The 12,782-nt window shown below is 63.5% G+C and carries 12 protein-coding genes; 1 reads left to right on the top strand and 11 read right to left on the bottom strand.

Translation table 11 applies throughout. The features are described 5' to 3' along the window. Positions 1-147: 147 nt before the first annotated feature. On the bottom strand, positions 148-312 hold the full coding sequence (locus NCR34_RS23805; protein ID WP_248324180.1) for a hypothetical protein: 165 nt from the start codon (positions 310-312) through the stop codon (positions 148-150). A 296-nt stretch (positions 313-608) separates the two neighbouring features. Here NCR34_RS23805 and NCR34_RS23800 point away from each other — a divergent pair, with 296 nt between their 5' ends. Continuing rightward, positions 609-1,223, top strand: a complete 615-nt coding sequence (locus NCR34_RS23800) for a TetR/AcrR family transcriptional regulator (protein WP_250501190.1) — start codon at positions 609-611, stop codon at positions 1,221-1,223. A gap of 130 nt (positions 1,224-1,353) precedes the next feature. Here the strand turns inward: NCR34_RS23800 and NCR34_RS23795 are convergent, their stop codons facing one another. From NCR34_RS23795 to NCR34_RS23750, 10 genes are all read right to left on the bottom strand, one after another. Then, positions 1,354-2,994, bottom strand: a complete 1,641-nt coding sequence (locus NCR34_RS23795; RefSeq protein WP_502800121.1) for an MFS transporter — start codon at positions 2,992-2,994, stop codon at positions 1,354-1,356. 51 nt (positions 2,995-3,045) lie between these two features. Beyond that, a complete protein-coding gene (locus NCR34_RS23790; protein WP_248324183.1) occupies positions 3,046-4,116 on the bottom strand; it encodes an ABC transporter ATP-binding protein in 1,071 nt (356 codons plus the stop codon). 18 nt (positions 4,117-4,134) lie between these two features. Beyond that, entirely contained in the window at positions 4,135-4,926 is a 792-nt protein-coding gene (locus NCR34_RS23785) for an ABC transporter permease (protein ID WP_248324184.1), read from the bottom strand. Then, positions 4,923-5,861: an ABC transporter permease gene (locus NCR34_RS23780; RefSeq protein WP_248324185.1), complete on the bottom strand. Its 939-nt coding sequence runs from the start codon at positions 5,859-5,861 to the stop codon at positions 4,923-4,925. Before NCR34_RS23780 ends, NCR34_RS23785 begins: the two co-directional genes overlap by 4 nt. Before the next feature lie 16 nt (positions 5,862-5,877). Further along, positions 5,878-6,996, bottom strand: a complete 1,119-nt coding sequence (locus NCR34_RS23775) for an ABC transporter substrate-binding protein (RefSeq protein ID WP_248324186.1) — start codon at positions 6,994-6,996, stop codon at positions 5,878-5,880. Between the two features lie 527 nt (positions 6,997-7,523). Continuing rightward, positions 7,524-9,065 carry an amidase gene (locus NCR34_RS23770; RefSeq protein ID WP_248324187.1) on the bottom strand — a complete coding sequence of 514 codons (1,542 nt, stop codon included), beginning with the start codon at positions 9,063-9,065 and terminating at the stop codon, positions 7,524-7,526. 29 nt (positions 9,066-9,094) lie between these two features. Next, entirely contained in the window at positions 9,095-9,859 is a 765-nt protein-coding gene (locus NCR34_RS23765; protein WP_250501188.1) for an SDR family NAD(P)-dependent oxidoreductase, read from the bottom strand. 44 nt (positions 9,860-9,903) lie between these two features. Beyond that, entirely contained in the window at positions 9,904-10,554 is a 651-nt protein-coding gene (locus NCR34_RS23760) for an ANTAR domain-containing response regulator (RefSeq protein ID WP_248324189.1), read from the bottom strand. Between the two features lies 1 nt (position 10,555). Next, a complete protein-coding gene (locus tag NCR34_RS23755) occupies positions 10,556-11,710 on the bottom strand; it encodes a transporter substrate-binding domain-containing protein (protein ID WP_206470330.1) in 1,155 nt (384 codons plus the stop codon). Between the two features lie 80 nt (positions 11,711-11,790). Further along, positions 11,791-12,777, bottom strand: a complete 987-nt coding sequence (locus NCR34_RS23750; protein WP_175943192.1) for an acetamidase/formamidase family protein — start codon at positions 12,775-12,777, stop codon at positions 11,791-11,793. Between the last annotated feature and the right edge of the window lie 5 nt (positions 12,778-12,782).

Genomic DNA, 12,782 nt, shown 5'->3' with positions numbered 1-12,782 from the left:
CATTGATGTTCGGACGTTATCAATGCGAAGAAGCGGCGTGGAAAGTCAGTGCGACGACTCGAGTCAACGTCGAGTCGCGTCACAAGGTCGGCCTCGCATGCACTTGCCGGCGCATGAAGTCCAGCGAAAGCCGGGTTCCCCACTTACTCACTTCAGTGATGCCGCAGCCGTCGACTGTGCGTAGTCCTCGGGCAGCGAACTGGACCTCAGCACGTTGGCCGGCAGATGCTGCGCGTCATTCTTCGATACGGCCCCTACGAACTTCCAGCCTGACGGCATCTTCACGAACGCGAAACCCGTCGGTTGATCCACGAACACTGAATAAACAGGGCTCGCCGGTGAGGCGACAGGCGCAGCACTGCTTGCGAAAGTTGTGATAGGCGCAGCAATGAAAAGCGCGGCAGACAAAGCGGCAATAGACGTTCTCATGGAAAGCTCCAAAGCTCTGGTTTATGTAACGATCGACACATATATTAAATGACGATCGCGCGATAAGGTCCAGACATTTTGTTACGCTCGACATATAATTGTGATTTCCATGCACGTCATTAATGCCGCCGCGTGCAGTGGGGCCGGGAGACAATATGACGCTAGACAGACAGCGCCCCATGGAAGAGCCCCAAAGATCGCGTGGCCGGCCGCGCGCTTTCGATCGCGATGCGGCGCTCAGGCGGGCAATGGAGGTGTTCTGGGCCAAAGGCTTCGACACCTGCTCGATGTCCGACCTCGTCAATGCCATGGGCATCAATTCGCCAAGCATCTATGCCGCCTTCGGCAGCAAGCAGGAGTTGTATCGCGAGGCGCTGGCCCTCTACGCGCGCGAGGAAGGCGGCGCAGCGGTTCGGCAGTTGCGCGCGCATGAATCGGTGCTGGACGCGCTACGCGCGATGTTCCGCGCGAGCGTCGTACTGTTCACGAGCGGCCAGGCCCCACGTGGCTGCATGATTTTTCTCGGCGGCATGTCGGTTGGAATGGAGCACGCCGAACTACGCGAGGAATTGCGCGCGGAACGCCGCAACGTGGCGCGAGCGATCGCCGCGCGGCTCAAACAGGCGCGCGAGGAAGGCGAACTCGATGCCAACGCCAACGTTCAAGCGATCGCCGCGCTCTGCATGACGCTGATGGGAGGTTTGTCGATAGAGGCTCAGGACGGCGTGCGCCGCGCGTCGCTGTTCGCCGCGATCGATGAATTCATCGCCGGCTTGCCGGTCGCCTCGGCATAGCGATATGGGTGCGTCATCGGCTAACGATCATGTGCTTGCGCGCTGAACTCAAACCGTCCGCGCCACTGATCTTACCCGGAGCATGCTGAAGAGCCGCTGAAAACGGACGTCGATGAAGACGACAATTCCATCACTCGCGCGGCTGAATAGTCGCCGCCGCAATTCCCGCTCCGGCGAACGCGCACGCGGCCGCGACCAGCGCGACGGCGTGCAGCGCGTCAGCGATAGCGTCGGCGTCTGCCCGTGCGACCGGTAGCGCACGTCCATCGCCCGCCGCTGTCGCAGACTCGATTCCCGGCTGCAACGACGTCGCAGTCACGCGTGCATTCTGCGGCACGTGCAACGCATCGAGCCGCGCCGACAACGCCGCGTGGTGCGACCAGACGAACACGATGCCGAGCACGGCAATCGCCAGCAGGCTAGCCACGCGCGCAATGGCGTTGTTGATGCCCGACGCAATGCCCGCGCGGTCGGCCGGCACCGAATTCATGACGGTCGTGGTCAACGGCGCGACGGTGATCGTCATCCCGAGGCCGAGCACGGCAAGCGCAGGGAAGAATCCGCTCCAATAGCTGCCGCCCGCAAACGGCAGCGCCAGCAATGCGAAACCGAGTCCGGCGACGCTTGGCCCCACTGTCAACAGCAAGCGCGAGCCGAAGCGGCTCGTCAGGCCGCCGGTCAATCGCGATAGCAAACCGATGATGACGGGCGCCGGAAGCAGCGCCGCTCCGGCTTGCGTCGCCGTGTAGCCATGTGCGCGGATCAGCGTGAAGGGCAGGAAGAAAAATACGCCACCGAGGCCGAAGTAAAGCAGCAGTGTCACGAGATTTGCGCCTGCAAAATCTCGCGAGCGAAAGACGTCGAGCGGCATCATCGGGTAACGGCTTTTCGCCTCGATCCGCACGAATGCGGCGAGCACGACGAGACCCGCGCCGAGCGCCGACAGTACCAGCGGATCGGCGAACCCGTGCGCGGCGGCGTCGGTCAGGCCGTATGTGAGCGCGGCAAGTCCTGCTGCCGCGCACAGCGCGCCGGGCCAGTCGACTTGTCGAGGTTCATCGAGCTTGTGGCTATCGGGCACCGACAAGACGGCGAGCGCGATCGTCACCGCTGCAAGCGGCACGTTGAGAAAGAAAATGGCTCGCCACGACAATGCATCGACGAGCCAGCCGCCTGCTACCGGCCCCACCGCCGATGTAATCGCGCCCACGCCGGCCCAGGTGCCGATTGCACGCCCGCGGGCTTCGCCTTCGAATACGGCGCCTATGATCGCGAGACTGCTCGGCACGAGCAATGCGGCGCCGATGCCCTGAAACGCGCGCGCCGCGATCAGCGCATGGACGCTCGGCGCAAACCGGCAAGCCGCCGACGCGAGCGTGAACAGCGCGATGCCCGCAATGAAGATCGTGCGGCGGCCGAAGTGATCGCCCATCGACCCGCCGACCAGCACGAGCGAGCCGAGAAAAAGCAGGTACGCGTTCACCACCCACTGCACCGCCTGCACGCTCGCGCTGAAGTCGCTTTGAATGGCGGGCAGCGCGACATTGACGACCGAGCCGTCGATGAACGCCATGCTCGACCCGAGAATCGTCGCGGCGAGCGCGAGACGCGCGCGACGGCACGGACGGTCCACGCTCGTTGGCTGCGAGCGAATGTAAAGCGCGTCGCACGGGCTTGCCTGCGCAGGCACGGCGCACGGCTGTTTCGGCTCGCTGTCGAGCAATTCCCGGTCGACCAAGTTGCCCCCGCTCTCATCGATGATGAGTAGCATAACAATGCAAGGCGCCGATCGCATCCATGAAGCGCTTGCTGTTACGCCAAGCTAGCGCGGGTTCTCATCCAGCACGAGAAGGTTGTCATGCGAAAACCCGAGTGCAACCGGCTGCCCGTATTCCGGCAGGGTCCTGTTCGGATCGTTGAACACATCGATTGAAACGACCGCGTCGCTCACGCGCGCGCGAATGCGCACCACGGCGCCGAGAAAGCTGATCTGCTCGACGGTGGCCGCGAGCGAATTGCGGCCGTTCGACGGCGGCTCCAGCACGATCGCTTCGGGACGCAGCGCCAGCAATCGCTCCTTGCCGGCATCATCCGGCGGCAGCGAGCGCGACGTCACGAGTTCCTGACCATCGACCGCGATGCGCCCGGTGCCGGGATCGATCACGCGTCCCGCCAGAATATTCAGCGTTCCCACGAACGATGCGACGAAGCGCGTGCGCGGAAAGTTGTAGATGTCGAGCGGCGAACCCACCTGCTCCACGCGCCCGTCGTTCATCACGACGATACGGTCGGAGATCGACAACGCCTCTTCCTGGTCATGCGTGACAAAGATCGATGTGATGCCGAGCTCACGCTGCAGCCCCCGAATGTCTTCGCGCAGCGACACGCGGATTTTCGCATCGAGCGCGGACAGCGGTTCGTCGAGCAGCAGCACCTGCGGTTTGCTCGCCAGCGCGCGAGCCAGCGCCACGCGCTGTTGCTGTCCGCCTGACAGTTGCCACGGATACCGCCCGGCGAGTTGCGGCAGCTTGATAAGTTCGAGCATCTCGGCGACGCGCGCATCGATCTCCTTTTGCGAACGCTTCGCAACCTTCAACGCGAAGCCGATGTTCTGCGCCACCGTCATGTTCGGAAAAAGCGCATACGCCTGGAACACCATGCCCACGGCGCGATCGCGCGTGCGCATATGCGTGACGTCGCGTCCATTCAGACGGATGGTGCCGCGCGTGGGCGTCTCGAATCCGGCGATCATGCGCAGCACCGTCGTCTTGCCGCAGCCCGAGGGACCGAGAAACGTGATGAATTCGCCCTGCTCGATCGTCATGTCGAACCGATGCAGGGCCACGTTCGGCCCGAAGGTTTTGTGAAGATCGTCGATTTCGAGAAATGGCATGCTTGCGGCCTCGTCGGCTCAGGTTTTACGGCCGGCCAGTGCGCGCGCCGATCCGAACACCTGGATCACGCCCATCGATGCCCATGTGACGATGAATGCGATAATCGCCAGCGCCGACGGTTCGTATGCGCGGTTCGCGCCGATCAATTGCAGATAAGGTCCGAACGCCGGACGGTCCAGCAGGCTCGCGATCGTGAATTCGCCGATCACGACGGCGAACGTCAGAAACGCGCCGGACAGAATCCCCGAGCGCACGTTGGGGAAGATCACGCGGAAGAGGATCGTCGTCCAGCCGGCGCCGAGACATTCGGCGGCCTCGGTCAGCGAGCGAACGTCCACGGCGCGCATGCCCGCATCGACGGCGCGATACATGTAGGGCAAAGACAGCGTGACGTAGCCGAAGACGAGCAGCAGATCGGTCGCGCGCTCGTTGCTGGTGAGCGGCAGGATCGAACTGCTGTTATAGATGCGCAGATAGCCGAAGACGATCACGATGGCCGGTATCACGAGCGGCAGCAGGGTGATGAATTCGACGACGGGCCGCAACTTCGGCAGACGCAGTTGCACCCAATACGCGGTGGGCACGACGAGCAGCACGCCGATCACGATGGTGAGCAGGCCCATCAGCACCGAATAGCCGAACGAAGCCTGAAAATGCGGATCGCCGAGCACGACTCGATAGGCGTCGAAGCTGTAGCCATCGCGGCGCATCCGCAGGCTGAACTCGAAGGTGGCGGCGAGCGGAATCAGAAAGTACAGGGTGCCGACGATCATCGCGACCCAGGCGCCCACGCGCGATTGCGTCTTCATCGGCGCCCTCTTTCGGCTCTCGCGCGCAACCAGATGTAGCCGCCGTTCGACAAGCCCGTGACCACGATCATGCCCAGCGCGAGCGCATAACCGAGGTTCTGATTATGCAGCACGTCGCCGCGAATCTGCGCGTACAGCAGGATCGGCACGATGTTGAGCGAACTGCCTGTCAGCGCATAGGCCGTGGCCACTGCGCCGAACGCGTTGGCAAAGAGCAGCAGCGCCGCGCCGAGCAGGCTCGGCCACAGGACCGGCAATCCGACGTAGCGCCAATACTGCGCGGCCGTGCCGCCGAGACAGTCGCATGCTTCGCGCCACTCACGTTTGAGACCGTCCAGCGCGGGCGTGATGATGAGGACCATCAACGGAATCTGGAAGTACAGGTAGGTGATGGTCAGCCCGAAGAAGCTGAGGATGCTGAAGCCCGTGGAATAGAGATTGACGCCGAGGTATTTGCGCGCCAGCACCGTCACGAGACCCACGCGTCCCAAGGTGCAGATGAATGCGAACGCGAGCGGCACGCCCGCGAAGTTCGAGGCGACTCCCGAAAACGTCATGAGCGTCGGACGGATCCACGCCGGTAGGCGGCCATGCACCGCGGCCCAGGCGAGCAACGCGCCGAAGAGCGTCCCGCCGGCGGACGATGCCACGCTCACTTTCACGCTGATCCAGTAGGCATCGAGCACGGCGGGCTGGGACAGTTCGCGAAGATTTGCCAGCGTGAAGTGTCCCTGCGCATCCTGGAAGGCGCCGATCATCAGAAAAGCGGTGGGCAGCAATAGAAACAGCAGCGCGAACGCAAAGAATGGCGCGACGCCGGCATAGCTGAGCCAGCCGGCGCCACGGCTAGCGCGAGCGGGGCCGGACTGCGGCGCGGGCGCGACCGGCGTCAGCAGATCCGGGCCCGAAGCGCCTGGCTGCGGAGATACGCTCATTGCAGCGAACTCGCGGCTACTTCACGTTCGCGCCGACGACGTGATCCCAGCCCTTGGTGACGGCGTCTTTCGTCGCGTTTTGCTGGTCGAGCGTCGGGAACACGGCGTTGCTGTAAGCCGATGCCGGCGGCAGCTTCGCGAGCAGCGCCTGCGGCACCTTCTTCTGCGCGACCAGTTCGTTATAGCGCATGGGATGGCAGTATCCGGCGAGCCAGCCGAGTTGCCCTTCGTCGGAGTAAAGGAACTCCATCCACAGTTTCGCCGCGTTCGGGTGCGGTGCATAAGCGCTGATTGCCTGCACATACACGCCTGCGACGACGCCCGTCTTCGGCACGATCACCTGCACTTTGGGATTGCCTTTGAGCGTGTCGCGGTCGGCAAGCGCGTTGTAGTCCCAGCGCACGATGATCGGCGTCGTGCCCTGCGCAAGCGACGCGGCCTTGCCGATCACCGGCACGAAGTTGCCGCTCTTGTTCAGATCGGCGAAGAACTTCAGGCCCGCCTGGTCGGCCTTGGACCCGTCACCCTTCGTCTGCGAAACGCCCGCTGCATAGACGGCCTGAATCGCCTGATTCGCCGAACGCGGGTCGCCCGCGAGCGAGACCGCGTTGCGATAGTCGGACTTGAGCAGATCGCCCCAATCGGACGGCGGCTTGTCGATCATGTCCGCGTTGACTTCGAACGCGAGCACGCCGTAGTAGTCGCCATACCAGTAGCCATCCGCATCCTTCGACGCAGCGGGGATCGAGTCCCACGTCGACACCTTGTAAGGCTGCAACAAGCCTTCTTTCTTCGCGGACGGACCGAACGACAGCCCGACGTCGATCACATCCGGCGCTTGCGGACCCTTGTTGCCTTTGTTCGCCTTGATTGCTTCGATCTCGTCACCCGAACCCGCATCCGGGTTGAGCTCGTTGACGTGAATGCCGTACTTCTTCTGGAACGCGTCGATCAGCGCGCCGTATCCGCACCAGTCGTGCGGCAACGCGATCGTGGTCAATTGCCCTTCCTGCTTCGCGGCGGTGACGAGCGCCTCGGATGGCGCGGCGGATACGGCGCCGCTGCCGCCCGCCCCGAGCGCCGTTGCCGTGGAGATCGAAAGAAAACGGCCCGCCCAGCTACGCTTCATCGTCATCGATGTTCCCGAAAGGAAGGTGGTGCGTTGAAGAGATCGTCCGATTGCTGGTGCAGGCTAGTTTCAAATACGTGAATTTGCAAGCCGCCAAAAAAGTACGACTGCGCTTATGGCGGATGGCGGCTGAATAGCGGCGTTAGCGCGATTCTTATTGGTGCTTTGACAAGCGAGCGTCCTTTATGTGGCAGAAAGGCCGTCATCAGCGCACACGGGCGGTTGTGTCGATGTGGGCCGTGTCTCGAACGAGAGGAATCATGGCGGAGCCAGCAATTGCTCGGCGCATCGCAGGTCGTTGTTGACGAACGCGTACAGTCCGAGCCGCAGGTTGCTGATGAGTCGCGCATGCGGGTCATCGCGGCGTCACGATGCCCGCATAGTCCAGAAACGATCGGGCAGCAAGCGCCGGCTGATCGCAGCGCTTCGATCGACGAGCGAGCGGCACGCGCAGCAGCGTACGGTGTTGTCGACCGCATTCAAGCCCGTGAATAGGCGATCAGAACCGGCAGCCCGCGTGCGAGCAAGGAGCTTCAGCCGAGCACTGGCGCCTTCCGCCTGCCCGCGGCTTGCTCATAGGCGTAGGCGAGGCCCAGCAGCGCTGCCTCGTCCCACTGGCGACCCACAAAGATAAGCCCGAACGGCGAGCCCGACTCGTAGTAACCGGCGGGAACCGCGATGCCTGGCACGCCCGCGATGTCGATCTCCCCGACCGTCGTCTCCTGAATGGTGTCCTTTCCGTGCAAGGGCGGAAGTTCGCATCTCATCTGCGGAAAGACGAGGGCATCGAGCCTCTGCTCGTCGAACACGCGCTCGAAGATTCGCAGATAACGCGCCTTCAGTTCGATGAATTCAGGCATCTCCGGCGGCTGCGACGGGTTCGCCCGCGCGGCCTCGAAATCCGCCAGGCTATGCATGAAGTTCAACACGCCGTTCGGTGCGAAAGCGTCTTCGTCTTTCGTGGCCTCCGCGAATTGCGCGAAGCTCTTGATCGACGCGTTCTTGCCGAGACGCTCCAGATATTTCTCGACGTCGTAGGGGATGGATTCGAGACCGCGCGCGTCGAAATTGCGCAGCGGCGGAGTCGTCCTGCGCAGTTCGGCAAAGCCGGAGCCTTGGAAAGGATCGTCGATCAGCGTCGCGCCGAGCGATACGAGCTCGCCCTTCACGCGCTCGTACAGCGCCGCGGCCTCGTCGGAAAGCGGCTGATCGCGCCAGCCGGGACCGTACAGACCGATGCGCTTGCCCTGCAGCGCGTCACGGTTCAGCGCCGACGCATAGCCGCCTTCCGGCTGCCGGCCGACGCCGGCGAGCGTCTTCGGGTCTTCGCTCGTGTAACCGGCGATCACGTCGAGACACAGCGCCGCATCTTTCACGTTGCGCGCAATCGGCCCGACCACGTCGCGATTGCCCGACAAGGGCATCACGCCCGCGTTCGGCACCAGCCCGATGGTCGGCTTGATGCCGACGAGGTCCTGCGCGGATGCAGGGTTCTGGATGGATCCACCGGTCTCCTCGGCGAGTCCGAGCACCGCCATGCCCGAAGCCACCGCCGACGCCGTGCCCGCGCTGCTGCCGCCCGGCACGCGGTCGGGCATCGCGACGTTGATCGTCGGGCCTGCCCAACTGTCGTTGGCATGCGATCCGGTATGACTCAGAATCGGGACGTTCGTCTTGCCGAGCAGAATCGCGCCCGCGCGGCGCATGCGCGCGACAACCGGCGCATCGCGCTCGGGCATCAGGTCGATGCCGCCCGTCTTGCTGTACAACTTCGACCATCCCGCGGTGGTCGGAAAGCCGACCATGTCCATCGGGTCCTTGATGACCACCGGCACGCCAGCGAGCGGCCCCAATGCTTCACCCGCGGCGCGCCGCTCATCGATCCTGCGCGCGTCGTCGATCGCGGCGGGATTCAGGAAGATCAGCGCGTTATACATCGTGTTATGACGTTCGATCCAGTCGAAGCAGGCACGCGCCAGTTCTTCCGCCGTGAACCGGCCGGTCCTGAATCCGTCCTGCACGGCATCCACCGTGAGGGTCGCGAGATCGACGTCGATTGCGCTGCGTTTTTCCATTCGATGCTCCCGTTGAGTTGATTGATTGCTCAGAGCTGGACGCCACGCGTGAGCGCGCCGTCGACGACGATGTTCGCGCCGCTCACGAAGCTCGCTGCCGGACTGGCGACGAACGCCACCGCATTGGCGATTTCCTGCGGCCTCGCCATGCGGCCGGTCGGATTCAACGCCAACGCCCGTTCGAACAGCGCCGGATCGTTGTGCTCGATCCAGTCCCATACGCCGCCTTCGAAGTACACGTTGCCCGGCGAAACCGTGTTCGCGCGAATGCCCTTCGAGGCCAATTGATTCGCGAGCCCCTGCGTGTAATGCACGATCGCGGCCTTGAAGACGCCATAAGGCCCGGCCGCGAAGTCGATCTCGCGTGCCGACACGCTCGATATGGCAACGATCGACGCCGCCTTGCTCGCGGTGAGAGAAGGCATGGCGGCATCGACGAGATTGACCGTGCCGAGCAGATCGGTTTCGAACTCCTTGCGCCACGACTCGAGGTCGTTGCCGATGGCCAGCGCGCTCACATTCGCCACGACGATATCTAGCCCGCCCCACTCCGCGCCGACACGCTCGACCCACGCCTTGAGCGCGGCGCCATCGGAGACATCGACGGCCGCACCCGACGCCCGCGCGCCGCTCAGTTCGGATAGCGCGCTCGCCGTCGCTGCGACGCTGGCTTCGTCGCGCGCGCAGATGGCCACATCGGCGCCCTCGGTAGCCAGCGTCCGCGCGATCGCGAGACCAATGCCCTTGGTCCCGCCGGTCACGATCGCTTTCAAGCCCTTCAGTTGCAGGTCCATATTCGCCGCTCCTTAAGTGTCGATGAATGGGCGGCGCGACGCGGTCACTCCCTGTCGCGCCCGTCGTCCGAATCCAGCCCGCGTGCGATCTGCAAGACTTCGCCTGCCTGAATGACGGAATGACAGATATCGTCGATCGTCACGCGCTTCTCCATTGCCTGCGCGCGCAGCATGTCGTAAGCCTCGCGCTCGCTCAAGCGATGCATGGTCATCAGGATGCTCTTGGCTTCCTGCAAGTGCCGGCTGTCGAGCAGCTTCTGTTCGAGCCTCGCGATGCGCTGCGTGTGTTGACGCGCGCGCCTCGCGTGATAGAGCGCCATCACCACCGTGGACAGCAGCCCGGAGGCGCGAATCGGCGTGGTGACGATGCCGTCCGATCCCATCTTGATCGCCTGATCGATGAACGTCGGGTTCTCGTACGCCACCACGCAGATGACGGGCGGCGCATCCGGGCCGCACCACTCGCCCTTCGGCGCGCGCTCTTCGGGCAGCAACGCCCGGAACACGAGATCCGTCTTTTCCGGCAGCGTGTCCGTGGGCGGCCAGCATCGCTCGACCTGAAAGCCCATGCGCCTGAGATGGTTCGTGAGCGTCAGCCCGTCATCGTCGTCCGGATGAAAAACGACGACCCGTGCATTGCGCTCGAGAATCGAACCGGTGAGGCTTCGCTGACCTCTGTCTGTTCGCGCGCTCACGTCAGTACTCTCGCGTGCTCAGCTTCGTGACCCAGTCCCCCAGCTTCTGGCGCGTCATGTACGGGTCGGGACCGACGGCGAATTTCGACTCGCGCAGAATGGTGAACTGGCCATCGGCGTTTACACGGCCGATGCGCGGATAGAGCGCCATGTGATGATTGACGGGATCGATGCGCACCCGGCCCTGCGGCGCCGCGTATTCCGATCCGAGCAGATGCGGCATGATGACGCCGATCTCGTCGGAACCCGAACGTGCGTAGGCTTCGGCGAACATGTGCATTTGATAGTACGCGGCCTCCCAGTTCATGTCCGTCGGGGTGTCCGAACCGTAGCGCGACTGGTGATGCGCGACGGCGCGGTGATTCTCTTCGGTATCGACGCTCTGGAAATAAGGCGCTGCCGTGATGTGCCCTGCCGCGATGCCGCGCTGCATCGCGTGGATTTCGGTCTCCGACGTATTCAGGCTGCCGATGGGCATGCGCGACGGATCGAAGTCGGCGTGCGCGTACGCATCGTAGAGATACGGCACCGTCGCGCCGATGACCGTGCTGAAAATCCAGTCCGGAGACTTGCGCCGGATGTCCGCGACCACTTGCTCGAACTGCTCGCGCGTGGCGTCGAGCGAAAGATACCGTTCGCCGAGAATCGCGCCTTCGGGGTGCTGCAGCAGCAGCTCCTGCATGGTGCGGTTGCATTCGTACGGATAGACGTAGCTCGACCCGACGAAGTACACGCGCGCGCCGAAGGTCTCGGTCATGAAGTCCGCCAGTTGCACGCCGTTCTGATTGGGCGACGCGCCGCTGTAGATGATGTTGTCCGAATACTCGAAGCCCTCGTACATCTGCGCATAGATGAGAAGCCGGTTGTGCTTCTCGACGACGGGCAGCATCGCCTTGCGGCTCGTCGACGTGTATCCGCCGAAGATCGTATTGACGCCGTCCTTCACGATCAGCCGCTCGGCAAGCTCGCGGAACACGGCCGGATCGGACGCGGGGTCGTAGTGAATCGCGACGAGCTCGCGCCCGCCGATGCCGCCGCGCGCATTGATCTCCTCGACGGCGAGGCGCGCTCCGCGCCATTGCGACTGCTCGAGCAGAGCGGTCGAGCCGCTCGTCGAGCACAGCAGACCCACTCTGATGGGATCGGACAAAGCCATTTCGTGACACGCTCTGGAATGCGCGGAGAGAGGACGCCCCGCGCGTGATGCCGACTGCCTTGGACGCGCCAACTGGCGCGTTACTTGAGGTAATGCTTGGCGACCATTGCGCCAACCGTGTATTTTGGATCGACAAAATTGCCCAGTCGAACCTTGCCGACCTGGCTCAGCATCATGTACGCGTCCCACTTGTCGAAGCCGTATTCCGCGGCCATCCATAGCACCAGTTCGCGGTAGGCAATGCGCGTCGCGTCTTCCAGCGGCCGCGCGCTGCCGATGCTCATCAGCGCGTCTTCGTTCTCTAGCCGCGGCCAGTCGATCTGCCACTTCTTGATGAGATCGACGCGCACGGTCGTCGTGCTCTGATATTCGACCGCCGTGCCGCAGACTTCGCCGTCGCCCTGACAGGCGTGCGCATCGCCGATGAAGAGCCGCCCGCCCGGCGAGCGCACCGGCAAGTACGTGATGCTGCCCGGTCCCATGTCGGGCACGTCCATGTTGCCGCCGTGGTTGTCGGGCGTGAGCGAATTGATGGAGTCGATCTCCGGCGAAAGACTCAGCGTGCCGATATGCGGCTTGTACGGCAGCGTATTGCGCTTGCTCCAGTACACGTTTTCTTCGTCGATCCTGATCTTGCGCACCACTTCCGGCAGCGGCTCATTCAAGAGCGCTGTATAGTCCGTGCCCGTCAGTCCGCCGAAGTTGGGAATCATGCAGCAGAAGCCGTGCGGATCGTCACCGCGCGGCGCCATCTTCTCGATGTACACGGCGACAACATCGCCCTTCTCCGCGCCCTCGATCATGATCGGGCCGTTCTGCGGATTGAGGAACGGCACCTTCAGCACCTCGGACGGCTTGTCGGTCTCCTCTTTGATCTTGCCTTCGAACGCATCGCGCGTCTCCACCACCACGCGATCGCCGGGCTTCACATGCAACACCGGTTGCGAGTACGGCCCGATCGTGTAGTGATAGGTCTTCTGCATTTCCTCGGTCAGATGGTGCTCCACCGGTTCGCGATCCGCGCCGACGCCACGCTTCATCATGATCGAGTCTTCAAGCCATTTCATGTTTC

This window comes from Caballeronia sp. GAWG1-5s-s, assembly GCF_023631445.1.
Lineage (GTDB): Bacteria > Pseudomonadota > Gammaproteobacteria > Burkholderiales > Burkholderiaceae > Caballeronia.
The sequence above is the reverse complement of the archived record's forward strand: the minus strand, read 5'-3'. Positions and strand labels throughout refer to the sequence as shown.

Excerpts from the sequence above, each read along its gene's own strand:
- NCR34_RS23775 (WP_248324186.1), bottom strand. The coding sequence starts at position 6,996 with ATGACGATGAAGCGTAGCTGGGCGGGCCGTTTTCTTTCGATCTCCACG.
- NCR34_RS23800 (WP_250501190.1), top strand. The coding sequence starts at position 609 with ATGGAAGAGCCCCAAAGATCGCGTGGCCGGCCGCGCGCTTTCGATCGC.
- NCR34_RS23790 (WP_248324183.1), bottom strand. The coding sequence starts at position 4,116 with ATGCCATTTCTCGAAATCGACGATCTTCACAAAACCTTCGGGCCGAAC.
- NCR34_RS23765 (WP_250501188.1), bottom strand. The coding sequence starts at position 9,859 with ATGGACCTGCAACTGAAGGGCTTGAAAGCGATCGTGACCGGCGGGACC.
- NCR34_RS23780 (WP_248324185.1), bottom strand. The coding sequence starts at position 5,861 with ATGAGCGTATCTCCGCAGCCAGGCGCTTCGGGCCCGGATCTGCTGACG.
- NCR34_RS23750 (WP_175943192.1), bottom strand. The coding sequence starts at position 12,777 with ATGAAATGGCTTGAAGACTCGATCATGATGAAGCGTGGCGTCGGCGCG.
- NCR34_RS23795 (WP_502800121.1), bottom strand. The coding sequence starts at position 2,994 with ATGCTACTCATCATCGATGAGAGCGGGGGCAACTTGGTCGACCGGGAA.
- NCR34_RS23755 (WP_206470330.1), bottom strand. The coding sequence starts at position 11,710 with ATGGCTTTGTCCGATCCCATCAGAGTGGGTCTGCTGTGCTCGACGAGC.
- NCR34_RS23785 (WP_248324184.1), bottom strand. The coding sequence starts at position 4,926 with ATGAAGACGCAATCGCGCGTGGGCGCCTGGGTCGCGATGATCGTCGGC.
- NCR34_RS23770 (WP_248324187.1), bottom strand. The coding sequence starts at position 9,065 with ATGGAAAAACGCAGCGCAATCGACGTCGATCTCGCGACCCTCACGGTG.